This is a genomic window from Micromonospora sp. NBC_01638, from assembly GCF_045209745.1.
Lineage (GTDB): Bacteria > Actinomycetota > Actinomycetes > Mycobacteriales > Micromonosporaceae > Micromonospora.
On the sequence record NZ_CP109273.1, the window covers coordinates 5,499,133 to 5,525,066 of the forward strand.

Sequence of the window (25,934 nt, forward strand, 5' to 3'; positions counted from 1 at the left end):
ATGGCGATCTCACCCACGGAGGTACGGCCCGAGCCGGCCTCCTTCCGCGACCCGGCCAACCGGGTCTTCCACGTCGGCGACGAGGTGCTGCGCGGGCTGGACAGGCAGGCCGCCGAGCACTGGCGGGCGCTCACCGGCAGCACGTTCTTCCCGGCGCTCGTCACCGCACGCAAGGTCTGCGCCACCGAGGACGCCCCACCGGCACTGGTGCCCGTCGCGGCCGGGGCCCCGTGGGCCGCCGTGCTGCGCCACGAGCGCATCCCGTTCGTCTCCCACCCGTACGAGTGGTCGTTCAGCATGCTGCGCGACGCCGCGCTGCTGCACCTGGAGATCCTGCGCGCCGCGCTCACCGACGGCTTCACCACCAAGGACGGCTCGGCGTACAACCTGCAGTGGCGTGGCGCCGAGCCGGTCTTCATCGACATCGGCTCCTTCGAGCCGGTACGCGACGGCGAACCGTGGGCCGGCTACCGACAGTTCTGCCAGACCGTGCTCTACCCGCTGATGCTCACCGCCCACCTGGGCGTCGACTTCCAGCCCTGGCTACGCGCCCGCGTTGACGGCATCGAGGCCGACGAACTGCGGCCGCTCTTCGCCGGGGCCCGCCGGCTGCGCCCCGGCGTGCTGACCCACCTGCACCTGCACGGCGCCATGCAGCAACGCAACGCCGCCACCAGCACCAGCGACGTCCGCGACCAACTGCGGGCCGCCGGCTTCTCCCGGGAACTGCTGCTGGCGACCGTACGCGGCATCGAAAAGCTGGTCCGCCGGCTGGACCGTCGTCCGGCAGAGAGCCACTGGTCGGACTACCAGCGCACCTGCGGATACTCCGCACGGGATCGGGTGGCGAAGGAGCAGTTCGTGGCTGCCGCCGTAGCCGCTGGCGCTCGCCCCCGCCTGGTGCTCGACCTCGGTGCCAACGACGGCCGGTACTCCCGGTTGGCGGCTGGGCACGCCGACTACGTGGTCGCCGTCGAGCAGGACCCGGCCGTGGTCGACGAGCTGTACCGACAGCTGCGGTCCGAGGGGCAGCGGCGAATCCTGCCGCTGGTGCTGGACCTGGCCGACCCGTCACCGGGTGGCGGCTGGCGGGGCGTCGAGCGGGCCGGCTTCGCCGAGCGGGCGTCCGCCGACGTGGTGCTCGCCCTGGCTGTGGTGCACCACCTGGCGATCGGACGCAACGTGCCGCTGCCGGAGGTCATCGACTGGCTGGCCGGGCTCACCGTGCCGGGCGGCGCGCTGGTGGTGGAGTTCGTCCACCCGGAAGATCCGATGGCAACTCGGCTGCTCGCCAACAAGCCCGCCGGCCTCTTCCCGGACTACCGGCGCGACGCCTTCGAGACGCTGCTCGCCGCCCGGGGTCGGATCACCGACCGGCTGGAACTGCCCTCGGGCACCCGCACGCTCTATCGGACGGTGACAGGTGGCTGAACCGGCCGCCGCCGGCCTGCCAGCGCCGGACGACCGGACGCGCCCGGCCCTCGCGCGGTGGGACCGGGGCTGGCGGGTCGAGTTGAGCCGGCTGCTGGAGGTGGTCGCGCTGGTCGGGCTGGTGGTCACCCAGCCACTGCTGGACGTGCTCGGCCGCAGCCCCGACTTCTTCCTGTTCCACCGCGCCGACCCGACCCAGATCCTGCTGCTGGTCGCCCTCGTGGCAGTGGTGCCCACGGTCGGAGTGGCACTGCTCGGCGCGCTCAGCCGACTGGCCGGCCGAACCGCCCGCGCCCTCACCCACACCGGGCTGGTCGGGCTGCTGCTCGCCGCCCTGGCCGTGCAGGTGGGCCGACACGTGACACCGCTTCGGGGCGTACCGCTGCTGCTGGTGGCCCTGCTGGCCGGAGCCGCCGGCGCGGCCGCACACCGGCGGTGGCGGGCGCCGGGCCGGGTGCTGCGACTGGCCGCCGCCGGGCCGGTGGCCTTCGTGACGCTGTTCCTGCTCGCCTCGCCCACCTCGGTGGTGGTGCTGCCGCGCGGCGACGGCGGCGCGGCCGGCACCGCGCAGGGCGCGGGCCTGCACCCGCCGGTCGTCATGCTGATCCTCGACGAGCTGCCGCTGGTCAGCCTGCTCGGCGCCGACGGGCGGATCGACGCGACCCGGTACCCCCATTTCGCCGAGTTGGCCGACGGCTCGACCTGGTACCGCAACGCCACCGGGGTCAGCGGGTGGACCCCGAACGCGCTGCCCGCGATGCTCACCGGCCGCTACCCGGCGCGGTCGGTCGCCCCGCACTACTCGCAGTACCCGGACAACATCTTCACCGCCTTCGGCGGCCTGTACGACATCCGCGCCGAGGAGAGCATCACCCGGCTGTGCCCGCCCAGCCGCTGTGAGCAGCCGGTCACCCCGCAGCAGGGGCTCGGCGTGCTGGTCCGGGAAACCGGCAAGCTGCTCGGCCAGGTCGCCGGGCCGACGCCCACCCGGGTCGACCCGGAGGACTCCTACCGGGAGCAGACCCGGGCCGAGGCCGGCCTGGACGCCGCCGAGCCGGTGCCGGCCGACCCGAAGTTCCGCTGGGACAGCCTGGACGACAACCAGCCGGCCCGCTTCACCAGCTTCCTGGCCGGGCTGAAGCCGACAACCCGGCCCACGCTGCACTTCCTGCACCTGCTGATGCCGCACTCGCCGTGGGCGTACCTGCCGTCCGGGGCGCGCTACGACGCCCCCGACGACCTGCCCAACGACGGCACCGGCTGGGTCGAGCTGGCCCGGCAGCGGCACCTCGCCCAGCTCGGCTACACCGACCGGCTGATCGGCGAGACACTGCGGACCCTGCGCGCGAGCGGCCTCTACGACCAGGCTCTCGTCGTGGTGACCGCCGACCACGGGGTCAGCTTCCGCCCCGGGGCCCAGGGCCGGGGCATGGACGCCCTCAAGGCCGCCGCCGGCGAGGTCGCCTGGGTACCGATGTTCGTCAAGGAGCCCCAGCAGCAGACCGGCCGGGTGGACGACCGCAACTGGGAGCACGTCGACCTGCTGCCGACCGTGGCCGACGAGGCCAACATCCGGTTGCCCTGGCGGGTCGACGGCCGCTCCGCCCGGCAGGCCCCGCGCACCGACGGCACGAAGCACTTCTACGACCGCCCCGGCGAACCGGTCACCTTCCCGGGCGGGGTGCCCGCCCCGCCGCCGCTGCCGACGCCGCACCCTCTGGTCGGCACCGACGTGCGCGCCGGCCCGGCCGGGGGCAGTGCCCGGGTCGCCGACCTGGACGCCTTCGCGGCCATGGATCCGGACACCGGCACCCTCCCGGCGCTCGTCTGGGGGGACGTTCCGGACCGGATCCCGGACGGCACGCTGCTGGCGGTGGCCGTCAACGGCCGGATCGGGGCCGTTGTCCCGGTGGTGCCGGCCGACCCCGGCGGACGCCGGTTCGCCGCACTGCTCACCGACGACAAGCTGTTCCACGCCGGCACCAACCAGCTCGACGTTTTCCAGGTCGCGACGGACGGTACGCTGCGACGCCTCGCGCTGTCCTGACCTGGTCTCAGATCCGTCCCGGGTGCCGGAATGCCGGGTTTGCCGTCGGCCTGGTCGGGAATCGGGTGACGCATGCCTCACCGGCGAACCACGGCGGGCGTTGTCCCCCGAGCCGCAATTACGGTAGAAGCGAAGGCAATTCAACGTAGATCTGCCGGCGAAGCGAGGAACCACATGACGGAAGTCAAGCTCGATCACCCCGGTGGGCAGCTGTCGATGCCGGTACATCCTGCGGTCGAGGGCCCCGCCGGTATCGGGGTGAGCAAGCTGCTGAAAGAAGCCGGGATGACCACGTACGACCCCGGTTTCGTCAACACCGCGGCTGCCTCATCCGCGATCACCTACATCGACGGCGACGCGGGGATCCTCCGTTACCGGGGATACCCGATCGAGCAGCTGGCCGAGAAGTCCTCCTTCCTGGAGGTCTCGTACCTGCTCATCTACGGTGAGTTGCCGACCGAGCAGCAGCTGACCGAGTTCACCGAGTGGATTCGGCGGCACTCGCTGCTGCACGAGGAGATGCGCCGCTTCTTCGACGGCTTCCCCCGTGACGCCCACCCGATGGCGGTGCTCTCGTCCGCGGTGAGCGCCCTGTCCACCTTCTACCAGGACAGCCTGGACCCGTTCGACTCCGAGCACGTGGAGATCTCCACGGTCCGGCTGATGGCGAAGGTGCCCACCATCGCCTCGTACGCGTACAAGAAGTCCATCGGGCAGCCGCTGCTCTACCCGGACAACTCGCTCGGGTACGTGGACAACCTGCTGCGGATGACGTTCGGCGTGCCGGCGGAGCCGTACGAGGTCGACCCGGTGATTTCGAAGGTGCTGGACATGCTCTTCGTCCTGCACGCCGACCACGAGCAGAACTGCTCCACATCGACCGTGCGGCTGGTCGGCTCCAGCAACGCCAACCTGTTCGCCTCGGTCTCCGCCGGCGTGAACGCGCTGTTCGGCCCGCTGCACGGCGGCGCCAACCAGGCGGTGCTGGAGATGCTCCAGAAGATCAACACTGAGGGTGGCGACGTCCGGTCCTTCGTCCGCAAGGTCAAGGACAAGGAAGACGGCGTCAAGCTGATGGGCTTCGGCCACCGGGTCTACAAGAACTACGACCCGCGGGCGGCGATCGTCCAGAAGGCCGCGCAGGACGTGCTGGGCCGGATGGCCAAGCCGGACCCGCTGCTGGACATCGCCATGCAGCTGGAGGAGATCGCGCTCGCCGACGACTTCTTCGTCTCCCGTCGGCTCTACCCGAACGTGGACTTCTACACCGGCCTGATCTACAAGGCCATGGGCTTCCCGACGAAAATGTTCACGGTGCTCTTCGCGCTAGGCCGGCTCCCCGGCTGGATCGCCCAGTGGCGCGAGATGATCAACGACCCGGAGACCAAGATCGGCCGGCCGCGGCAGGTCTACGTCGGCTCCGCCGAGCGGGACTACATCCCCTTCGCCGAGCGCTGACCTCCGCTTTTCGCACCACCGTCAGGCCGTCGACCCCACCCGGGTCGGCGGCCTGATGCCTTTCCCGGCGCCCGGCCTCGATCGACTCGGATTCCTTGAAGCCGGGCTATCCGGTGGCTGGGATGCCGCGACTTCAAGGAAACGGAGTCGATCAAGCCGAGGGCCCGCGCGAGGGGTCAGAAGGCGGAAATGTCCTGTGCTCGCTCGCTGCGGCTCAGTGCGCTGATCAGCGCGGACTGGCCGTGGCGGTGCGCGGCCAGCCGTACCAGCAGGTCGCGTACGGGGTCGAAGACTTCCGCCGGGAACGTTGGCGTGGGCACGCCGACGCTCACGGCGAGGTCGTCGGAGTGGACCACGATCTCCAACTGGCGGGTCAGCAGGAACTCGCTGCGCCGCAGGGACCAGCCCTGCCACGGGATCGGAACGACGTCACGGGCGGCCCCTCGCGAGAGCAGGTCGCCGACCTCCTGCAGCGCGAGGGCGGAGCGGGCGTGCAGGTCTGCCGGCCCTCGTACGGCTTCGGCTTCGTCTGGACCTGAGGCGACCGAGGCCTCGTCGGGAGATCCCTCGGTGACCCACGCGGCCCGCTCGTAGTGGCCGTCGGCGGACTCCAGGAGCGGCAGGTCGGTCGGCGTCGGTAGTAGCTCCGCCGCCCGTACCGCCTGACGCCCCAGGTGGCACGCCAGGGCTCCCACGGACAGGTGCGGCAGCGCGCTCGGGCTCGACCACTGCTCGGAGACCTCGGGGCGCCGGATCAGGTCCAGCGCGATCGAGGCGGCGATCGGGAAGGCGGCATCCAGGGCATCGACAGGACGAGGCATCCGCACATCCTGACAGGCTCGGCCGGTCAGCGCCGAACTCGCAAGCCCGAACTCAGGCGCCGGCTTCAAGAGCCCGGACTCAGAGGCCGACCCTGTAAGCCTGGCTTGCCCCAAATTCCAGCGGGTGTGGTTGGACCACCGGGGATGTGGGCTATGGTCGCGCGAGCCGCAACGACGACATGATCACCACCAGCATGGGCGCCACCCGCGACGACCAACTGGTCCTCATCGGCACCGACGACGTCAACAGCAGCCCGAAACCTGCCACTGCCGTTGCAGTATTAGGGCGCGGCGATCTCGCCTAACCACGTTACGAAACGCTACATTAGCTCTGGGACTTCGCAAAGCTATACGAATCGAAGGTTGTTCACTCGGCAACCCGCCCTAGTGTCTGACCAATCATTTGCGGCATTCGACTAGAATGGCCACGTCCGATAGCCGGAGAAGAGCGCTCCCGAGAGGGACAACGATGGGGAATTGGATCCTTGGTCTACTGGCCAACGTCCTCGCGGCGCCAATTGCATTCGCGCTCGGTTACCTTTATCGCCAACGCGAATGGATGGTAAGAAGACTCCGAGGGCTCGGCGAATTTATTATCTTCTCCCCGCGCGGTGAGACACTGGTTGTTTGTGGAAGTCAAGCGGCAATCGGGGACGTCAACCGAATCATTCGTGCGGGTGACGTCGCAGCCATGCTGGAGGTTTCCTTAGAGGCTTTGAATTACAATTCCTCCAGCCGTGTCACGGTCGCAACAGTCGAGGAGGTTGACTCTTCCGCGACCAGCAAGAGGGATTGCATCTTCGTTGGAGGGCCTTATGTAAACTCTTTCAGCAAGGCTGCCTTGCGCGCACTTGAGGCACAAGGAAAGGAATTGGTGAAATTTGATGCCTATACCGTTGTGGTCGCAGGCTACGAGCCTTCGACGCCAGTTCTGGACGGAACGCAGATAGTCACCGATTTCGGCGTTATATACACCTTTCCGAACCCAGCCGACTCGAAGAAGCGTGTGACCATCATCTGCGGTTCTCTACGTGTGGGAACTCTAGCCGCAGCGAGGACGCTCTCATCGCGAGAGTTCAAGCGGTCAATCCGTAAGGTTGGCCGCTCAGCTCATCACTGCACGCTTATTCGCGCCGACGTTGCCGAACGCGATATCGCCACGTCCAGGATAGTACATTCACTAACAAGGAATTTGGAATAATGACCACTGAACACCGAGGCGCCCCTCTTGGCATCGTCGAGGCAACAAAGGGTGCGAGTTGGTCCAGTGACGAGCGAGTGCTATTCGTAGAACACCTCGCACGGGAAGGGCTAGCGTTCTACCTGCTGGGGTCCAGACCTCACCTAGAGCACAAGTCCGCTCTTGTCGCGTTTTCTCGGAACAGCGACAAGGAAATCTCTCGGTTGGCCCCGATTTCAAGGTCCACTGGACTGGCACTAGGCATTTCTGCCTTTTTCGAGGAAGCGCTCGTCCGCTCGTCACGTGACATCTCGGTCATTGTGGAAAGCCTAAAGAACGCGGACTTTATTGGTGATATCAAGACACTGCTCCTGCGGTTCGACGGCGCACCACTACTAGGCCGTCACTTGTTAGCCGATATCCAGGTAGAGATCGTTCATGCGATCTCGTCATCCTTCGGCTCGACGATGCAAATTGTGGTATGCCCAACGCTCTATGCGGACGATGTGAGCGAAATCGGCATCTCCGACTTCGAAAGAGACCGCTATCGACAGGCCTTGTCGCAGATTGGCGCCAGCGTTTCGATATTTTGGAGTGGTCCTACGATCATGAGTGATCGCATTAGTCGTGGGGCCGTGGAAAGGGTAACAGAGCAATATCAGCGCAAGCCGGCCCTCTGGTACAACTTTCCTGTCAACGACGGCCGCGGTTACGAAAGCCGCTTGCGGTTGATCCCGCAAATAGAGGACGTGCAGCAAACTCTCGGCGGCTTCGATATGGTCGCCTTCAACCCCATGAGGCAGCTTCGACTATCGGAAATACCGATCATCTCAGCGATGCGGGCGATCCAATCGAGTGGCAGCGACTGGAGTGATATCACTCATACCGTTTGTATCGAGACTCTGGGGTTGGATGTAGGTGAGGTTGTTTGGTCGAATATCACCAGACTTGACCACAGAGATAGACTGTGGCCATCTATAGACGAAGCGATCGGTTTGGCCCTCAAGGGCAAGAAGTCTCCATACGCTCTGGAATTGAGGACGTGGCTCGATCAAGCTCCGTCGACTTGAGGAGGGAGCCCGGATGAATCTTTACCATGGGTCGCCGACGATCTCCATCGTCCTTCCAGCTCATAACGAGGCTAGGCACCTCCCTTCCACCATCACAATATTGAGCCGGTATCTGGAGGGCCTCGTAGAGCAGTACGAGATCCTGGTCGTGGACGACGGCAGTACTGACGGCACACACCTCACTCTTGTTGAAGACAACAGGGTCACCCTTATCCGACATCCCCTCAGGTTAGGAAAAGGCGCCGCGCTGCGAACGGGCATTACCGAGTCCGCGGGCATTTACGTCGCCTATACCGATGCGGATCTACCAGTGGAGCCGTCGTCGATTGGGCTGGCATTCCAGATCGTCACTGAGAACAACGCCACGCTCGCCATCGGTGACCGGCGGCATCCTGGATCTATAGTTATTGGAAATGCGACGCGCAGCAGACGCGTCACCAGCCGAATATTCAATATGTTCACCCGCGTGGTTCTGCTGCCTGAAGTACGCGACACCCAGTGTTGCATGAAGATGGCCCTTGGGACCTCACTGAGGTCAATCGTCAGAAATGTATCAACTGACGGCTACAGCTTCGACGCTGAATTGATCTACCTCGCCAAAAAAGCCGGCATGACAATCGCGGCGTGCCCCGTTGTGTGGCGCGACATTCGAGCAAAGCTAGGGCCGGTGGAGTCTCTCCTGTTGTTGCTCAGGATGATGAACGACGCGTGGCGGGTAGCGTCCAGAAATGGTCGCGTGGCCTGACCTGAATCAAGAGCATTCGGTGGGATCTTGACCAGGGCATGAGTTGGGTGACGAACCCGAGTTCTGGGGCAGGTGCTCCCACAGATCGCGGTGTAGACCGATCAGTTCGTCGCCACGGAGCTCCGCGCGGGCATTCATCGGACCGCTCCGCCACGGAGTTTCGCGCGGGCGCCGGTCATCGGACCGCTCCGCCGCCATCGAGCTCCGCGCGGGCGGTCGATTCAGCGCCGCCGCTGAGATGTTGTTCAAGGGCGTCGAGCCGGTCGTCCCAGGCGCGACGCTGGTCGTCGATCCAGCTGCTGAGCAACGACAGCTGATCGGCTCGAAGCCGGCAGGGGCGTCTGGTGCCTTCGCGTCGCTGCTCGACCAGGCCGCAGCGCCGCAGGACCCCGACGTGGTGGGAGATCGCCTGTGGGGTCAGGTCGAACGGTTCGGCGAGCTCTCCCACCGTCGCGTCACTCTGCGCGAGACGCGTCACCAGGGCGCGACGGACGGGGTCGCCGAGAGCGGCAAAGGCCGAGTCGAGATCGGGGCTGGATGTCGCGAGTGAGCGACCCCACCCTAAGGCAAATACTCGCTTGCGCAAAAGACCATTTGCAAAAGCCGTCGGGATGTCCCATCGCAGGGACACCCCGACGTCGGCGAGGTGAGAGTCGATCAGCGCAGGCCGGCGGCGGCGAGCAGGTTGCCCTCGGTGAGCGCCGGGAGGGCGCGGCCCTGGGACATGCGCTGCTCGGCGCGCTGGGCGGTGAACGCGGCGTCGGTGGCGATGGCGGCGGCGTAGCTGGCAGCGGTGCGCTGGGCGATCGCCGACCAGCCGTACTGGTCGTGGACCATTCGGCGGGCATGGCGGGCCATGACGCGGGCGTGGTTGGGATCGGACAGCAGCGCGTCCACGGCGTCGGTCAGCCCGTCGGGGTCGTGCGGGCGGAAGGTCATCCCGGTCACGCCCGGCTCGACGATCTCCGCGAGGCCGCCGGTGGCGGCGACGGCGAGGGGTGCGCCGGCCGCGGCGCCCTCCAGGGCCACCATGCCGAACGGCTCGTAGATGCTCGGCACCGCGAAGCAGTCGGACGCGGCCATCAACGCCGGCAGGTCGGTGCCGCCCAGGAAGCCCGGCATGGCGACCATGCCGCCCAGGCCACGGCGGTGCACCTCGGCCTCCAACTCGGCGCGGTACGGGCCGTCGCCGGCGATCACGGCGCGCAGGCCAGGGTGCCGCTCGCGCAGCCGAGGCAGCGCGGCGAGCAGGTGCTGCACGCCCTTTTCGTATACCAGTCGCCCGGCGAAGGTGACCAGCGGGCCGTCCCCGGCGAACCGGGCGCGGGCGGCGGCCACCGCCTGGGCGGGCACCCGCCAGCGGTGCGGCTCCACACCGTTGGCGACCACGTCGACCCGCCCGCCCGGCACGCCGAACAGTGCGCTCACCTCGTCGCGCATGTAACCGGAGCAGACGATCACCCGGCCGGACTCGCTGCTGAGCCACTGCTCGACGCCGTGGATGGTGCGGTTCATCTCCTCGGGCAGCCAGCCCTGGTGCCGCCCCGCCTCGGTGGCGTGGATCGTGCTGACCAGCGGGATGTCCAGGTGGTCGCGCAACGTCATCGCGGTGTGGGCGACGAGCCAGTCGTGGGCGTGGATGACGTCGTATGAGCTGGCCTGGGTGGCGCGTAGTGCGGTGCGGGTGAGGGTGTGGTTGAAGGCCATGGTCCAGGCCAGTAGGGAGTCGGTGGCGAGGGGGAAGGTGACGGGGTCTTCGGGGGCGCGCAGGATGCGGACGCCGTCGGCGTATTCCTCGAGGGGTGCGCCGTCGCTGTGGCGGGTGACGACGGTGATCTCGTGGCCGGCGGCGGCGAGGGCGACGGAGAGGGCGTGGACGTGTCGGCCGAGGCCGCCGACGAGCACCGGCGGGTACTCCCAGGACAACATGAGGATGCGGCGGGTCTGCGGGGAAACCCCGGGGCCGGACTGCGTCGGCACGACCGCGCCGGGCTGCGCGGCAAGACCGGACTGCGCGGGAAGGCCGGGCTGGGTCGGGAGCTGAGGCCGGGAGGTCAGGGTGGGCCGGTGGGTCCGGTCCTTGGTGGCAGCGAGCTGCTCGTCGACCCGCAGGGTCGTCACATCAATCTCCGTCCATGCGTGGTGGTGCGCGCCGGCGTCGATGGCGGCGGAGCGAGAGGGTGTAAGGGGTGGCCGAGGGCCTGGCGGGGCACGCGCGGACAACTTGTCCCCCCGTCAAGGAAAAGGCATCGAGCCCAAGAACGCACCACGAAACGGGGCAAGGTGACGGAGGACACCTGAGGGTGTAGCGCGGATCAGACAGGTCGATTCCGGTCACCTCCTGGAAGGATGGATTGGCGCGCCAGGGCCGGGGGCAATTACCGCCTGCGCGCGGGCGGCCTCCGCCGGTGTGCTCGTGGTGCAGTGCGCACATGACCATGGTCTGAAGGAGCGACATGCAGGTCTGGCCGGGCGAGCGGTACCCCCTGGGCGCCACCCACGACGGGATGGGCACCAACTTCGCCATCTTCTCCGAGGTGGCCGAACGGATCGAGCTCTGCCTCTTTGGCGAGGGGGACACCGGCGCGGAGCGCCGCGTCGAGCTGCGCGAGGTGGACGCCTACGTGTGGCACGCCTACCTGCCGGGCATCGAGCCGGGCCAGCGTTACGGCTACCGGGTGCACGGCCCGTACGACCCGGCAAACGGGCTGCGCTGCAACCCGCACAAGCTGCTGATCGACCCGTACGCCAAGGCCATCGACGGTGATGTGACGTGGGACCCGGCGGTCTACGACTATGACCTGGCGGAGCCGGAGCGGATGTCGGAGACCGACTCGGCGCCGTTCATGCCGAAGTCGGTGGTGGTCAACCCGTACTTCGACTGGGGCAACGACAAGCCGCCGCGCATCCCTTATCACCACTCCGTGATCTACGAGGCGCACGTACGCGGGCTGACCATGCGCCACCCGGACATCCCGGAGGAACTGCGCGGCACGTACGCGGCCATCGCCTCCCCGCCGATGATCGACTATCTGACCCGGCTCGGGGTGACCGCGATCGAGCTGATGCCGGTGCACCAGTTCATTCACGACAACCGCCTCGTCGATCTGGGGCTGCGCAACTACTGGGGTTACAACACCATCGGCTTCTTCGCCCCGCACCACGGCTACTCGGCGTTGGGCCACCTCGGGCAGCAGGTGCAGGAGTTCCGGGGCATGGTGAAGGCGTTGCACGCGGCCGGCATCGAGGTGATCCTCGACGTGGTCTACAACCACACCGCCGAGGGCAACCACCTCGGGCCGACGCTGAGCTTCAAGGGCGTGGACGCCCCCAGCTACTACCGGCTCAGTGAAGAGGACCCCCGCTACTTCGTCGACTACACGGGCACCGGCAACAGCCTCAACGTGCGCAGCCCGCACTCCCTGCAACTGATCATGGATTCGCTGCGGTACTGGGTGACCGAGATGCACGTCGACGGTTTCCGCTTCGACCTGGCCGCCACCCTGGCCCGCGAGTTCTACGAGGTCGACCGGCTGTCCACCTTCTTCGAGGTGGTGCAGCAGGACCCGGTGGTCAGTCAGGTCAAGCTGATCGCCGAACCGTGGGATGTCGGCCCCGGCGGCTACCAGGTGGGCAACTTCCCGCCGCTGTGGACCGAGTGGAACGGCAAGTACCGCGACACCGTGCGGGACTTCTGGCGTGGTGAGCCGGCCACCCTCGCCGAGTTCGCGTCCCGGATCTCCGGCTCCGCCGACCTCTACCAGGACGACGGCCGTCGACCGTTCCACAGCATCAACTTCGTCACCGTCCACGACGGGTTCACGCTCAACGACCTGGTGTCGTACAACGACAAGCACAACGAGGCCAACGGCGAGGACAACCGGGACGGCGAGAGCCACAACCGCTCCTGGAACTGTGGGGTCGAGGGTGACACCGACGACGAGGCGGTGCTCGCCCTGCGGGCCAAGCAGCGGCGTAACTTCCTGGCCACCCTGATCCTCTCCCAGGGCGTGCCGATGATCGGGCACGGCGACGAGCTGGGCCGCACCCAGCGCGGCAACAACAACGTCTACTGCCAGGACAGCGAGCTGGCCTGGGTCGACTGGGACAACGTCGACGAGCAGCTGCTGGAGTTCGTCCAGACGCTGACCGCGTTCCGGAAGCGGCATCAGGTGTTCCGGCGCCGCCGGTTTTTCACCGGCCTGCCGGTCGGTGGGCGAAATGTGGACGCCCCGCTGCCCGACCTGGCCTGGCACACCCCCGACGGGCGGGAGATGACCGGCGACGACTGGGGCAACGACTTCGGCCGCTCGGTGGCGTTGTTCGTCAACGGTGAGGGCATTCGCGAGCGCGGCCAGTACGGCCAGAAGCATCGCGACACGTCGTTTCTGCTCTGCTTCAACGCCCACGACGCGCCGCTGGAGTTCACCATGCCGGGCAGCGATTATGGCCAGAAGTGGGAACGGGTGATCAGCACCGCCGAACCCGAGCCGGACGACGCCTCGGTGATCAGCGCGGGCGGCACCATCCGGGTGCCGGACCGTTCCCTCGTGGTGTTGGAGAGGACGATCTGACATGGCGGTGCCCCCTCACACCGACAAGCCGACGACCGACGAGACCAACCCCATCCGGACCACGTACCGCGTGCAGGTCCGCCCCGGCTTCGACCTGGACGCCGCCGCCGGGATCCTCGACTACCTCGCCGACCTCGGCGTCAGCCACCTCTACAGCGCCCCGCTGCTGGCCGCCACCCCCGGCTCCGCGCACGGCTACGACGTGGTCGACCACCGGACGGTCAACCCCGAGCTGGGCGGTGAGGCCGCTCGGCAGCGGCTGCTGCGCGCGCTGCGCGACAAGAAGCTCGGGCTGATCGTCGACATCGTGCCCAACCACGCCGGTGTCGCGGTGCCGCCGGCCAACCCGGCCTGGTGGGACGTGCTGCGCCGGGGGCGCGACTCGGCGTACGCCGACTGGTTTGACATCGACTGGGACCGGGGCCGGCTGCTGCTGCCGGTGCTGGCCGACGACCCGGCGGCCCTGGACGACCTCAAGCTGGTCGACGGGGAGCTGCGCTACCACGAGCACCGCTTCCCGGTCGCCGACGGCACCGGCGACGGCAGCGCGGGGGAGGTGCACGACCGGCAGCACTACGAGCTGGTCTCCTGGCGTCGGGGTGACGCCGAGCTGACGTACCGCCGGTTCTTTGCCGTTTCCGGCCTGGCCGGGCTGCGCGTGGAGGACCCGGCGGTGTTCGCCGCCACCCACGAGCTGATCCTGCGCTGGACCGCCGACGGGGAGGTCGACGGCATCCGCGTCGACCACCCGGACGGCCTGCGCGACCCCGCCGGCTACCTGGCCCGGTTGCGGGCTGCCGCGCCGCAGGCCTGGCTCGTGGTGGAGAAGATCCTGGAGTACGGGGAGGAGCTGCCGGACTGGCCGGTGGACGGCACGACCGGCTACGACGCTCTCGCCGCAGTCGGCGGGCTCTTCGTCGACCCCGACGCGGAGGGCGACTTCACGGTGCTGGACACCCGCCTCGTCGGGCACCACACCTCCTGGGAGGACCTGACCCACGAGACCAAGCTGGCCGCCGCCACCCGACTGCTCGCCGCCGAGCTGACCCGGCTGGCCGTGCTCGCCCCCGAGGTGCCGCCCGAGCAGGCCCGAGCCGCGCTCGCCGAGCTGGCCGCCGCGTTCGCCGTCTACCGGGGCTACCCGCCGCACGCCGACCAGCACCTCGCCGCCGCCCGCTCGGAGGCCGGGCGTCGCCGACCCGACCTGGCCATCGCCCTGGACGCGGTCACCCGCCGGCTGCGCGACCCCGACGACGAGCTGGCTCGCCGCTTCCCGCAGTTCACCGGCGCTGTGATGGCCAAGGGCGTCGAGGACACCGCGTTCTACCGGTGGAGTCGGTTCGTCGCGCTGAACGAGGTCGGCGACAGCCCCGCCCACTTCGGGGTGCCGCCGGCGGAGTTCCACCGCTTCGCCTCCGCCCGGCAGGTCCGCTGGCCGGTGAGCATGACCACCCTCTCCACCCACGACACCAAACGCGGCGAGGACGTGCGGGCCCGCCTCGCCGTGCTCAGCGAGCTGCCGCAACGCTGGGGCGAGCAGGTCACGGCCTGGATGGAGTACGCTCCGCTGCCCGACCCGGCCTTCGCCCACCTGCTGTGGCAGACCGCCGTCGGCGCGTGGCCGATCGAACGGGAGCGGCTGCACGCGTACGTCGAGAAGGCCGCCCGGGAAGCGGCGGCCTCGACCAGTTGGGCGGACCCGGACCTGGCCTTCGAGCAGGCGCTGCACGCCGTGGTCGACCTGATGTACGACGACCCGAGCCTGCACGACGAGCTGACCGAACTCGCGGCGGCGATCACCCCGGCCGGCTGGTGCAACTCGCTCGGGCAGAAGCTGGTGCAGCTCACGATGCCCGGGGTGCCGGACACCTACCAGGGCACCGAGCTGTGGGACAACTCGCTCGTCGACCCCGACAACCGCCGCCCGGTCGACTTCGACGTACGCCGGGAGATGCTGGCGCGTCTGGACGACGGCTGGCGGCCCCCGATCGACACCGATGGCGCGGCGAAGCTGCTGGTGGTGTCGCGGACCCTGCGGTTGCGGCGGGCGCACCCGGAGCTGTTCACCGGCTACCGGTCGGTGCCGGGGCACGGACCGGGCGGCCGGCACGTGGTGGCGTTCGACCGGGGTGGCGCGATCGCCGTGGCGACCCGCCTGCCGCTGGGCCTGGCCCGCATCGGCGGGTGGTGCGACACAGTCCTGTCGCTTCCCATTAACGAGGTGAAGGACCTGTTCACTGGCCGGGTCTACAGTGGCGGGGAGACCCTTTTGGCCGATCTGCTCGCCGACTATCCCGTCGCACTGCTGGCTCCTCCCACCGCTTCCGTGGAGGCTGCGTGATGACCGAATTCACCGTGTGGGCGCCCGACGCCACCCGGGTCCGGCTGCGCCTGGCGGGCGACGCCGACCACGAGATGCGCGCCGCCACCGACGGCTGGTGGCGGGTCGAGGTGCCCGATGCCGGCCTCGACTACTCCTTTCTGCTGAACGACGACGAAACCCCACTGCCCGACCCCCGGTCGCCGTGGCAACCTGCTGGTGTGCACGGGCCGAGCCGACGCTACGACCACGCCGCCTACGCGTGGTCCGACAGCTCGTGGACCGGCCGGCAACTGCCCGGCAGCATCCTCTACGAGCTGCACATCGGCACCTTCACCCCGGAGGGCACCTTCGACGCGGCCATCGACCGCCTCGACCACCTCGTCTCCCTGGGCGTCGACCTGATCGAGCTGCTCCCGGTCAACGCCTTCAACGGCGAACACAACTGGGGGTACGACGGCGTCTGCTGGTATGCCCCGCACCAGCCCTACGGCGGCCCCGACGGCCTGAAACGGTTCGTCGACGCCGCCCACGCCCACGGGCTGGGGGTGATCCTCGACGTCGTCTACAACCATTTCGGGCCCTCCGGGGCCTACGCGCCGCGGTTCGGCCCCTACCTCGCCGAGCAGAGCAACAGTTGGGGCCGCTCGGTCAACCTCGACGGCCCGCACTCCGACGAGGTACGCCGCTACATCATCGACAGCGTGCTCATGTGGCTGCGCGACTACCACGTCGACGGCCTGCGCCTGGACGCCGTGCACGCCCTGCCCGACACCCGCGCGGTGTCGCTGCTCGAAGAGTTGGCGATCGAGGTGGAGTCTTTGTCGACGCACCTGGGGCGGCCGTTGTCGCTGATCGCCGAGTCTGACCTCAACGATCCGCGGCTGATCACGCCTCGGGAGGCTGGTGGGTTCGGGCTGCACGCGCAGTGGAACGACGACGCGCACCACGCGTTGCACACGTTGCTGACGGGGGAGCGGCAGGGCTACTACGGGGACTTTGGCACTTTGGAGACGCTGTCGGACGTGCTGACCGGCGGGTTCTTCCACGCGGGGACCTGGTCCAGCTTCCGCAACCGACACCATGGGCGGCCTCTGGACTCGCGGGTGCCTGGGCATCGGTTGGTGGCCTACTTGCAGAACCATGATCAGATCGGCAACCGGGCTACCGGGGATCGGATCTCGGCTTCGCTGTCGCCTTCAATGCTGCGGGTGGGGGCGGTGCTGCTGTTGACCGCGCCGTTCACTCCCATGTTGTTCATGGGGGAGGAGTGGGCGGCTTCTACGCCGTGGCAGTTCTTCACCTCGCACCCGGAGCCTGAGTTGGCTACTGCGGTGGCGCTGGGGCGGCGGCGGGAGTTTGCCTCGCACGGATGGGCTGAGGGGGACGTGCCCGATCCGCAGGATCCGGAGACGTTCGTGCGGTCGCGGTTGGACTGGGCGGAGCTGGACAAGCCTGAGCATCGGGAGATGTTGGCGTTCTACCAGCGGTTGATTGCCTTGCGTCGGTCTTCTCCGGATCTGTCTGATCCTCGGTTGCACGCCGTTTCCGTGCAGCATGGGGACCAGTTTTTGCTGATGCGGCGGGGGGACACGCTGGTGGTGGCGAACCTGGCTGGGCGGGGGCAGGGGGTGTCGTTGCCGGGGGTGGCGCGGCGGGTGCTGCTGGCGACGGGGGAGGGGGTCACGGTCATGCGGGACCGGATCCAGCTGCCGGCCGAGACTGCGGCCGTCGTGGCCTTGTGAGTTTTGGTCGCGTTAGGGCGGCCAGTCGTGCTGCTCGGCGATCAACTCAGGGAACGCATCGAGAGCGGCAGCATCCCGCCTGGAGCGCTTCTACCGACGGAAAGCGCCCTCACCTCCGAGTTTCGGGCAAGTCGCGGAGACGGCGAAGGTGTCGCTGCGGTCATGCAGGTCGCGGCGGCATGGGCGATGTTGGCGCGTCCGGCGAGGCGGAGCCAGGATCAGAATCACCAGCAGCGGGTGCCGACGACCCCGCAACCGGTGCGGGTCCGGCACCTCCCGCAGCCGGTCGAGCAGCGATCACGCCATGGACAACGGGTCAACCCCACCAGGGTCCACCGCGAGTTCGGCCTCCCACAGGCCCAGATCGGCGAGGTGGTCAACAACAGGGCTGACCGGGGAGGATGACGACTCGCACGCCGTCGAAACGCCATGGCAGAAGCGCTACGTCGCCCGCTTCGCACCGCCACCCGCTAACCCGCCGTCGATCTAGGGCAAATTCTCGTGAACGAAGATCAATTAGCTGAAATTTGTCCTAGATCGATGCGGTCTTATCGCATAGTCTGGCCGTTGTCGATGCCGGCCATCCGGGCGACGAGTTCGGCCCGGGACCGGATGCCGAGCTTGCGGTAGATGTTACTCAGATGGCCCTCGACGGTTTTCGGGCTCAGAAACAGCGCCGTAGCGACCTCCCGGTTGCGCGCGCCACGCGCTACATGCCGCGCGACCTGCAGCTCCTGCGGGCTCAACTGATCGACCGGCGAGCCGACCGACGGTACGCCCCGGCCCCCAGCAGCCCGCAGTTCGGCGGTGGCCCGGTCCGCCCACGGTGTGGCGCCCAGCCGGGCGAACACCATCCCCGCATCACGCAGCGGCCGCCGTGCCTCGGCCCGCCGTCCACTCAGCCGCAGGTGCTCCCCGTACGCGAGCAGCAGCCGGGCCTGCTCGAAGGGAGCCGGTACGGGACTGCCGTACCCCAGCTTCTCGATGGTCGGTTCGAGGCGTTCGTCGGCGTGGCCGAGGATGATCCGGCAGCGCGCGACGCCGATCTCCCCGGTCCGGTATCGCGTCCGCGCGACCCGCCGCTCGTACTCGGCCAGCAGTTGCTCAGCCGCGTCGGCGGCGCCGGTACGGTGCAGCGCCTCGATCAGGTCAGCGGCCCAGCAGATGATGCCGGGATGCCGTACGCCGGACGACTCAAGGCTGGCGCGAACGAAGTCGAACTGCGCCACTGCCGTCTCGTGGTCCCGGGCGCCCACCGCCAGCAGGCCGAGGGCCGCCGCACCGAAGATCTCGACGGACAGCAGCCCGGCCGACTGGGCGATTTCGGTCGCTTCCGCCACGTGCCGTTCGCAGTCGGCGGACCGTCCCATGGCCGCCTCGAACTGAGCCAGGAGCGTCAGCGCCCGCGCCTGGATGTTGTGGTGTCCCAGGTCCCCGGCCAGCCGGGCGGACTCGGTCGCGGTGGCGATCCCGGCGGCCCACCGGCCGGTACGGAACGCGAGATCGGCGTGCACGGTGTGACTGAACGACAACTGGTCGGGCGAAATGTTCCCGTCGTAGTCGTATTGGATCCGGTCGAGTACCTCCCGCGCCTGGTCGTAGTACTCCAGCCAGGGCAGCGCGAGCGCGGCGAATGGCAGCACTCCGGGACCGTCCGGAATTCGGGCCGTTACCTCCGCCAGCGGCACCCCGAACGGCTCCTCCGGGTCGGCCTCGGCCCGGCAGAACCGCACCCACCCGACGGAGATCCGCGCGGCCAGCAGCAGCTCACCGCCGATGGCCTCGGCTCGCTCGACGGCGTCGCGCGCTGCGGAGTCGGCCAGCTCGTAGTCGCCGCAGTGCAATGCGGACGCGGTCGCGTCGAGGCGCAGCCGCACCCCGAACTCACCGTCGAGCCTGTCGATCCGAGCGGCGTCGGCCATGAACAGTTGGGCTGCCCGGCGGGCGTCGCCGCCGGCGTTCCAGAGCGTGCCGAGGATTCGATGCGCGTGGGCCCGAGCCAGGGGATCCCGCGTCGCCGCCGCCGCTGTGGCAAGGTCGAGGGCCGCTGGCGACGCGGCCAGCAGCGCGGCCTGCGCCGCGGCCAGCAGGTGGGCGGTACGCAGCTCCGGGTCAGTGGTGAACTGTGCCGCCCGCCGGAAGACGATCATGGCGGTCTGCCACGCCCCCCGGTCGCGGGCAACGCGGCCGGCCTCGGCCAGGGCCACCGCGACCGCCGGGTCGGGGCCGGTGGCAGCCGCGGCGAGATGCCCGGCGCGCATCTCGGCGGCCTGGTGACCGGCCGCAGCCGCCGCGAGTGCCCGGTGCGACTTCCGGCGGCTCGCGGCCGGGGCCTCGTGGTAGATCGCCGCCTGCACCAGCGGGTGGCGGAACCCTGGTTCGCCGCCGAGGTGGATCAGGCCGGCTTCGTCGGCCGGTTCGAGGTCGTGAAGAGACAGTCCGAGCTCTTCCAGTGCGGCGCTGACGTCCGTCCAGCGCGGTTCCTGGGAGGCCGCCGCGACGACCAACGCCGCCCGTGTACGGTCCCCCAGTTCGGCGAGTGTCTTGCCGACGGTCTGCCGGATCGTGTTCCCGACTGGGAGCGGACGGGCGAGTACCGCGCTGGCCAGTGCGTCGGGGCCGAGTAGCCGGGGGATCTCCTGAAGCGCCAGCGGATTGCCGGCGGCGGTGGCGAGGACAGCGTCGCGGACGACTCGTTCGGTCAGTTGCGGCGCCGCGGCGGTGAGCAGCGCGTCGCTGGTCTCATAGTCCAGCCCGGCGAGCCGTAGGACAGGAAAGCCGGCCAGACCGGGCACCGGTGGGCCGGCTTCCGGCGGAGCACCCGCGGGCATCCGTACGGCGAACAGGAAGCCAATCCGGTCGACGGCCAGCCGCCGGGCGGCGAATGCCAGCGTGTCGAGGGATTCCTGATCCACCCATTGGGCATCGTCGACGACCACGAGGGTGGCCGCCTCGTCGGCTGCCGCAGCGAGTAGTGCGAGCGTGGCGACCCGCAGGGTGAGCCGACCGTCCCCGGCGGGCCAGGATGAGCTCCGGCCCAGGGCGAGGGCACGCTCGATCGCGCGCCGCTGCGACGCCGGCAGCCGCGTACGGTGTTCGAGCACCGGTGTCAGCAGGTCGACCAGGCCGACGAAGCCGATCTGCGTCTCGGTCGGCATGCCGGTGGTACGCAGGACCTGCATCCCCTCGGTGGCGTGGGCTGCCGTATCGAGCAGGGTGGTCTTCCCGATGCCGGCCTCGCCCGCGAGCACGAGTACTTCGACCCGGCCCGTACGGGCGGCCGCAACCACCTCGTGGAGCTGGGCCGACTCGCGCTCGCGACCCCGGACCATCGGCCAGACCCTAGTGGCCATGATCATCGGATGCCAACCCGATCAAGGGTTTTCCCGCTGTTCGGTAACGGCCGTGGTGCGGTTGGCTGTTGGAGATTCGGTTCAAGGGGGGAAATTTCAGTGGAGAAATGGGTCGGAGCATCCGTGCGCGCCGCTGGGCTGGCGGGTGTGCTCACGTTCGCCCTGGCGGGGTGCGGTGGCGGGGATGATGCAGGCACTGGGCCGGGTACGGCGTCGGGGGGTGGCGACTCGATCGCCGTTACCGCCGAACCGGTCGACACCTGTGCACTGTTCACCGCCGACGACTTCGCGTCGGTGGTGGGCAAGCCGGCCGGACAGCCGGAGAAGCAGGAGCCCCAGGGCTCGCTGCTGGGTGGCTGCACGTACCTCAGCAAGGACGTCACGGTGTCCGTCTATGTGACCGCGCGGCCCGGCAGGGAGTGGGACGACTCGGTGAAGGCACACGGCGACGTGTCGGTGAGTGGCGTCGGTGAGAAGGCGTTCTGGGCCGACAATGTCGGGTTGCTTGTCCAGCCGGCCGGGAAGCCGTACTTTCTGCAGGTGTTGGCCATGCCCGACCTGTCGAATCCGACGGCGTTCGGCAAGGAACTGTCCGTCGCGGTCGGCCAAGTGGCAGCCGACCGGTGAAGTCTCGACGGCATTTCGTACGCGGGGTGGCGCTGCTGACCGCCACCGCTGTCGTCCTGGCCGGTTGCACCAGCAAGGCCGGTGACCCGAAGCCGCAGAGCACCGGCGAACAGGTGTTCCCGACGGCGGGGATCGACACCGAGCGGATCGGTGAACCGGTCTTGGTCAAGGCCGGGGAGAGCAAGGCCGCCGCTACTCTCGCCGAGGCGGTGATGAAGGGTGGGCCGGAGGGGATCGCCGCGTTGGCCACCGCGGTCAACCTGGCCGGTATCACCATCACCGGAGCCGACGGCAAGATTTTCCGGCAGCCGACGAATCCCAGCATCGGGCAGGTTGTGCAGGCCGGTGAGATCGGTCTGCTCGCCTCGTTGCAGACCCGGGGGGACAGTCAACTGAGGATGGGACCGATGCTGGCTTTTGCGATCGGTGCGCTCGACCCGAAGGCGAAGCTCGACGAGAAGGCGATCATGAAGGGCCTGCTCGTCGATCTTGACAAGGCCGCTGCCGGTAAGAACGCCACGGACAAGTTCATCGCCTCGTTCGTCATCGAGTTGGAGAAGCGCAGCACCACCCCGCTGGACCTCGGCAAGGGGGTGGCCGACCCGGCGGAGGTCAGGCTCGGTCCGGTGAGCGCGACCCTGCTGTTGCTGCGGTTTACCGCCGGGGTGCGGGCGGCCTCCCGGGAAGAAGCGAGCGCCACGGCCGGTGGCGGTGGGGGAGGAGGGGTGCAGCCGGTGGCCATGGCCCGCGCCTCCGAATGCAATATGACCCCGGTGGTGGCCGCTGATGACTTCCTCTACGACCGGCTTGGGGATCTCGGACAGGCGGCGGGCTTCAACGCCGCGGCAAAAGCTGCGGCCAAGGCCGGTCTGAGCAAGCTCGGCGGGGACATTCTGGGCGTGGTCGTTTCAACGTTACTGGGTTTTATGAAACTCATCGTCTCCGGGGCCTTCTTCAAGCCGACCATGGAAATGTCGCCGAAAAAGCTGGAACGCACCCGGAGCGCGAGCCAGGACGGCGCGAAGTCCGTGGTGACGGTGACGCTCAAGTTCGACACCGAGGGCTGGGAGGTCGCCAACTGCTACCGCGCCATCCTCGCCGGGATTGGTCTGGACTTCTCCTTCAATGACAGCGGACCGGTGAAGAACGCGGAGGTCGAGTGGCAGCCCGGGAACGGTTTCAACGCCGCCTCCAACGGTCTACCGTTGGTCAAGATTGACCAGGCGACACCGGTCGGAGTGTCCTTTGTCAAGACGAACGATAAGGGCCAGGCTGCGGCGACCGTGATCGGTCACCGGCAGCCCCGGCAGGTGGGGGATACCGCCAAAAAGGTGGAGAAGACTTTCCGGCTGGAGGGCACCTACAACAGCAAGCCGGATGACTACTGGGAAGACCTCATGGAAGGGATGGGCATCATCGTCGGCGCGGCGATCGGTGGCCCGGCCGGCTGGGCAGCAGGTGCCCTCAAGCTGGCCCTGAGCGCCTTGGAGCGGGGCGGCTGGTACAACTTCGGCGAGACCTTCCCGGTCATCGACTATGGCGGCGATTATCGGATCAACACCACGCTCGGTGGGATCACTTTCGCCGGGCAGGTCTGCGGCGGCCCGGCCGGTGACTGGAAGATCAAAATGGGTGGCAAGATTCAAGGCGAGGGTGGCGGCTGGACCTACACCGGCGACATGACAGCCGCCATCAAACCGGATGGGACCGGCGCGGTCCTCGGAGTGCTCGACGGAACATCGAGCAGCATCCTGGGCTTCGGCAGGCTGAAGAGCTCCGCACCGTTCAGCGGAAAAGCGCGGGTGCACGACGCCGGTCAGACGGTTTGGCTGGAGATCCAGTTGGAAGGATCCGGTGCGGAAATCGCCGGACCGGGTGGTCTGATCGCCTCCGGCGGAGGCAAGGCGGGGACTTTCACCATCCCGGTAGACGTCGGCAACTTCTGCGGTTCCTGAGGAGGCCCACCCACTCGCACGGCCCCAGCGTTGTTCCTTTGTGTCTACTTTGATCATGGTTTGTTAGATGCCGTAGGCGGTGCAGGGCCCCGGCGTTGTTCCGGCTTGAGATGTTCTGTCCATGTTGGGGGCCGGACGAGGTTGGAGTTGTGGGACGAGCGCGACTTCTGATGATCTTTCGGGTGTCTAGGCCAGAAGATCGTCCCAGGAGTCGCGCTCGTGTCGTCATCTTCCCCGATCAGCCCTGTTGTTGACCACCTCGCCGATCTGGGCCTGTGGGAGGAAAACTCGCGGTGGACCCTGGTGGGGTTGACCCGTTGTCCATGGCGTGATCGCTGCTCGACCGGCTGCGGGAGGTGCCGGACCCGCACCGGTTGCGGGGTCGTCGGCACCCGCTGCTGGTGATTCTGATCCTGGCTCCGCCTCGCCGGACGCGCCAACATCGCCCATGCCCGCCGCGACCTGCACGACCGCAGCGACACCTTCGCCGTCTACGGCATCCAACGAACCATGATCAAACCGGACGCAACGGAACAACGCCGGGGCCGTGACCCCTGACCGAGGCAAGAGAAAGCTGAGCGAGACTGCTGTCCTGCCGAATTGCTCTTTTTAGGATCAACGCACCGCGCTCCGCGCGGTGCGGGGCGGCAAGCCCGGCCGGCGGCAAGCCGCCCCGGCCGCCTACGGCGCCGGGGCGGTGAGCCACCGAAAGCCGCCGGGACACCGCCCCACGGTCGGAGCTCAGTCCAGAGCGACTTCGCCCGGGAAGCGCTCACGAAGCGCGGCGACCGCATGGCGCAGGCAGTAATCAAGGCTGTTGCCGTCGAGCCTGATCGACGCACCTTCGAGCCGCTGGCCTGAGATCACCACTGTCTCGGGCTTGTGCTCCCGCTCGCCGTCAACCTTGACGAGCCCGATCAGACCCATCTCACCCAAATGCGCCAGCAACTCCGGCACGCGCTCGTCCCATCCCATCCACGGATGGGACCACGGAGGCCGCTACGGAAGCCAGCGGGTCGGCCTGGTCGTGCATCGGGGCTTCCGGCTGCCGCGCCAGTCCAACCCCAGGACTGGCTTGCCACCGGATCACCGGGCCGCGGCAGCTGCTCCACCAGGTCAACTGACCCAGCGCTCAGGGCGTCTCCAGGGCGTCAGGGCGTCGTCAGGGCGTCAAACGCCGCCCAATGTTGACCAAGAACGACCATCGACACCCGGACATAAAACCAGCTCAGAGCCTCGATCAGGTCTCTGAGCTGGTGGGCGACGGACGAGTCGACCTGTACGCCGGATTTTGTTCATGAGGGCTTGGCATGAACTCAGGGTCACCATTGCGACGCTCTACGGGTGTACCGTCTAACCGCGCAGGGATAGAGAACCGTAGCCGCTATCCCAGTCCTACAAGGGAGCGGGCGAAGGTGGAGTGAAGAAGCCGGACAGCATCGGTGCCAGGATCCGGTACTGGCGGATGCGTCGGGGCGGCATGACTCAGGCCGTCCTCGCTGGGCTCGCTGGCGTCACCCAGTCGTACGTGTCGCAGGTCGAGTCGGGACGGAAGACTATCGATCGCCGGTCCACTCTGGTCTCTCTCGCTGCCGCACTCCAGGTCACGGTGGCCGACCTGCTTGGCCAGGGCACGGAGTCAGGCGATCCAGCCCGCGAGAGCGCCGCCGAGTGCGTGCCGGCGATCTGGTCGGCCCTGATCGAGATCGAGGACGGCGAGCGCCGCCCGTCGACCTACACAACGGAACGCCTGGCGGCCGAGATCGCCCGCACCGAGCAGCTCCGCACCTCGTGCAACTACCCGGCGATGGCTCGTATGCTCCCAAACCTCCTGCTCGAAGCCGCCGCTGTGGGCGGCACCGTGCTCGTCCAAGTCGCCTACCAAGCCTCTACCTGTCTGCGGAACCTCGGATACCGGCACCTAGCCCTCAACGCCGCCCGGCTCGCCGGGATGGTCGCCGAAGACGCCGAAGACCCTGCGTGGATCGCGGCGTCCCGCTTCGCCTACGCACAAAGCCTGCCGATTGAAGCCGCACCACTCGCTGCCCGTGCCGCCGACCGGTCGCTAGTCGAGTTGCAAGCCGACGCTACCGACGAGCGGGTACGACAGATGCTCGGACAGCTCCACCTTTCGGCAGCGCTGACCTCGACGGTCAGTGGTCGCCTGGACGTGGCTCGCGACCACCTCACCGAGGCGGTCCGCGAAGCGGCGACGCTCGGGGATCCGGTCGACGGGGCCGGCTTCAACGGCTGTGGGTTCGGGCCGACCAATGTGGGACTCTGGGAGATGTCCATTGCGGCAGAGCAGGGCGAGTCGGGCCGAGTGATCGAACTGTCCCGGACGGTCCGACCGCAGGTGCTCGCGGCATCCATCCGGCAGCAGTCCTACTGGCTCGATCTCGGACGCGCTCTCGCAGACGGCGGTCGTCGGGACGTAGAAGCCCTCGCAGCATTCGTGCAGGCTGAGCGGGCCGCGCCGGTGCCGTTCGCCATCAACCCGCTCGCCCGCGATGCCGTGGTGACCCTGGCGCAGCGCGCCCAGCGTCGTGCCATCCCCGACGAGCTGCGCCTGCTCGCCGGCCGCATCGGCATCAACCTGGCGGCATAA

At 68.3% G+C, this 25,934-nt stretch carries 19 protein-coding genes; 14 read left to right on the forward strand and 5 right to left on the reverse strand.

What is annotated here, in order from left to right; genetic code table 11:
• From OG811_RS25665 to OG811_RS25675, 3 genes are all read left to right on the forward strand, one after another.
• Positions 1–1,431 carry a class I SAM-dependent methyltransferase gene (locus tag OG811_RS25665; RefSeq protein WP_406075908.1) on the forward strand — a complete coding sequence of 477 codons (1,431 nt, stop codon included), beginning with the start codon at positions 1–3 and terminating at the stop codon, positions 1,429–1,431.
• Positions 1,432–1,447: 16 nt separating this feature from the next.
• Positions 1,448–3,478: a sulfatase-like hydrolase/transferase gene (locus OG811_RS25670; RefSeq protein ID WP_406075909.1), complete on the forward strand. Its 2,031-nt coding sequence runs from the start codon at positions 1,448–1,450 to the stop codon at positions 3,476–3,478.
• Positions 3,479–3,652: 174 nt separating this feature from the next.
• Entirely contained in the window at positions 3,653–4,936 is a 1,284-nt protein-coding gene (locus tag OG811_RS25675; RefSeq protein ID WP_406069360.1) for a citrate synthase, read from the forward strand.
• A 176-nt stretch (positions 4,937–5,112) separates the two neighbouring features.
• Here OG811_RS25675 and OG811_RS25680 read toward each other — a convergent pair whose 3' ends face one another.
• Positions 5,113–5,757 (reverse strand): maleylpyruvate isomerase N-terminal domain-containing protein, encoded by a 645-nt coding sequence (locus OG811_RS25680; protein ID WP_406069362.1) that lies wholly within the window; start codon positions 5,755–5,757, stop codon positions 5,113–5,115.
• A 179-nt stretch (positions 5,758–5,936) separates the two neighbouring features.
• Here OG811_RS25680 and OG811_RS25685 point away from each other — a divergent pair, with 179 nt between their 5' ends.
• The 4 genes from OG811_RS25685 (at position 5,937) to OG811_RS25700 (ending at position 8,752) form a co-directional block, all read left to right on the forward strand.
• Positions 5,937–6,062 carry a hypothetical protein gene (locus OG811_RS25685; RefSeq protein WP_406069363.1) on the forward strand — a complete coding sequence of 42 codons (126 nt, stop codon included), beginning with the start codon at positions 5,937–5,939 and terminating at the stop codon, positions 6,060–6,062.
• Between the two features lie 164 nt (positions 6,063–6,226).
• Positions 6,227–6,958 carry a hypothetical protein gene (locus OG811_RS25690; protein WP_406069365.1) on the forward strand — a complete coding sequence of 244 codons (732 nt, stop codon included), beginning with the start codon at positions 6,227–6,229 and terminating at the stop codon, positions 6,956–6,958.
• Positions 6,958–8,007, forward strand: coding sequence for a beta-N-acetylglucosaminidase domain-containing protein (locus OG811_RS25695; protein WP_406069366.1), 1,050 nt, complete (start codon positions 6,958–6,960; stop codon positions 8,005–8,007). The genes OG811_RS25690 and OG811_RS25695 overlap by 1 nt, the downstream gene beginning before the upstream one ends.
• A gap of 13 nt (positions 8,008–8,020) precedes the next feature.
• A complete protein-coding gene (locus OG811_RS25700; protein WP_406069367.1) occupies positions 8,021–8,752 on the forward strand; it encodes a glycosyltransferase in 732 nt (243 codons plus the stop codon).
• 175 nt (positions 8,753–8,927) lie between these two features.
• Here OG811_RS25700 and OG811_RS25705 read toward each other — a convergent pair whose 3' ends face one another.
• Entirely contained in the window at positions 8,928–9,383 is a 456-nt protein-coding gene (locus OG811_RS25705; protein WP_406069369.1) for an ArsR/SmtB family transcription factor, read from the reverse strand.
• A 26-nt stretch (positions 9,384–9,409) separates the two neighbouring features.
• The gene (locus OG811_RS25710; protein ID WP_406069370.1) at positions 9,410–10,873 is read right to left on the reverse strand and encodes a glycosyltransferase family 4 protein; all 1,464 of its coding nucleotides are present in this window, start codon (positions 10,871–10,873) and stop codon (positions 9,410–9,412) included.
• Positions 10,874–11,208: 335 nt separating this feature from the next.
• Here OG811_RS25710 and glgX point away from each other — a divergent pair, with 335 nt between their 5' ends.
• The 4 genes from glgX to OG811_RS25730 are packed head-to-tail and all read left to right on the forward strand — an operon-like array spanning position 11,209 to position 17,796.
• Positions 11,209–13,326 (forward strand): glycogen debranching protein GlgX, encoded by a 2,118-nt coding sequence (glgX, locus tag OG811_RS25715; RefSeq protein WP_406069372.1) that lies wholly within the window; start codon positions 11,209–11,211, stop codon positions 13,324–13,326.
• 1 nt (position 13,327) lies between these two features.
• On the forward strand, positions 13,328–15,667 hold the full coding sequence (gene treY, locus OG811_RS25720; protein ID WP_406069374.1) for a malto-oligosyltrehalose synthase: 2,340 nt from the start codon (positions 13,328–13,330) through the stop codon (positions 15,665–15,667).
• A complete protein-coding gene (gene treZ / locus OG811_RS25725) occupies positions 15,667–17,391 on the forward strand; it encodes a malto-oligosyltrehalose trehalohydrolase (protein ID WP_406069376.1) in 1,725 nt (574 codons plus the stop codon). Before treY ends, treZ begins: the two co-directional genes overlap by 1 nt.
• Before the next feature lie 27 nt (positions 17,392–17,418).
• On the forward strand, positions 17,419–17,796 hold the full coding sequence (locus OG811_RS25730) for a GntR family transcriptional regulator (protein WP_406069378.1): 378 nt from the start codon (positions 17,419–17,421) through the stop codon (positions 17,794–17,796).
• A gap of 143 nt (positions 17,797–17,939) precedes the next feature.
• Here the strand turns inward: OG811_RS25730 and OG811_RS25735 are convergent, their stop codons facing one another.
• Positions 17,940–20,723 (reverse strand): AAA family ATPase, encoded by a 2,784-nt coding sequence (locus tag OG811_RS25735; RefSeq protein WP_406069380.1) that lies wholly within the window; start codon positions 20,721–20,723, stop codon positions 17,940–17,942.
• Positions 20,724–20,867: 144 nt separating this feature from the next.
• On the opposite strand from OG811_RS25735, the gene OG811_RS25740 reads away from it, so the two are divergent.
• Both OG811_RS25740 and OG811_RS25745 read left to right on the forward strand, forming a co-directional pair.
• Positions 20,868–21,371, forward strand: coding sequence for a hypothetical protein (locus OG811_RS25740; protein ID WP_406069382.1), 504 nt, complete (start codon positions 20,868–20,870; stop codon positions 21,369–21,371).
• 26 nt (positions 21,372–21,397) lie between these two features.
• Positions 21,398–23,326 carry a hypothetical protein gene (locus OG811_RS25745; RefSeq protein WP_406069383.1) on the forward strand — a complete coding sequence of 643 codons (1,929 nt, stop codon included), beginning with the start codon at positions 21,398–21,400 and terminating at the stop codon, positions 23,324–23,326.
• Between the two features lie 741 nt (positions 23,327–24,067).
• Here OG811_RS25745 and OG811_RS25750 read toward each other — a convergent pair.
• Positions 24,068–24,301, reverse strand: coding sequence for a hypothetical protein (locus OG811_RS25750; RefSeq protein WP_406069385.1), 234 nt, complete (start codon positions 24,299–24,301; stop codon positions 24,068–24,070).
• 445 nt (positions 24,302–24,746) lie between these two features.
• Between OG811_RS25750 and OG811_RS25755 the strand changes: the two genes are divergently transcribed.
• The gene (locus tag OG811_RS25755) at positions 24,747–25,934 is read left to right on the forward strand and encodes a helix-turn-helix domain-containing protein (protein WP_406069387.1); all 1,188 of its coding nucleotides are present in this window, start codon (positions 24,747–24,749) and stop codon (positions 25,932–25,934) included.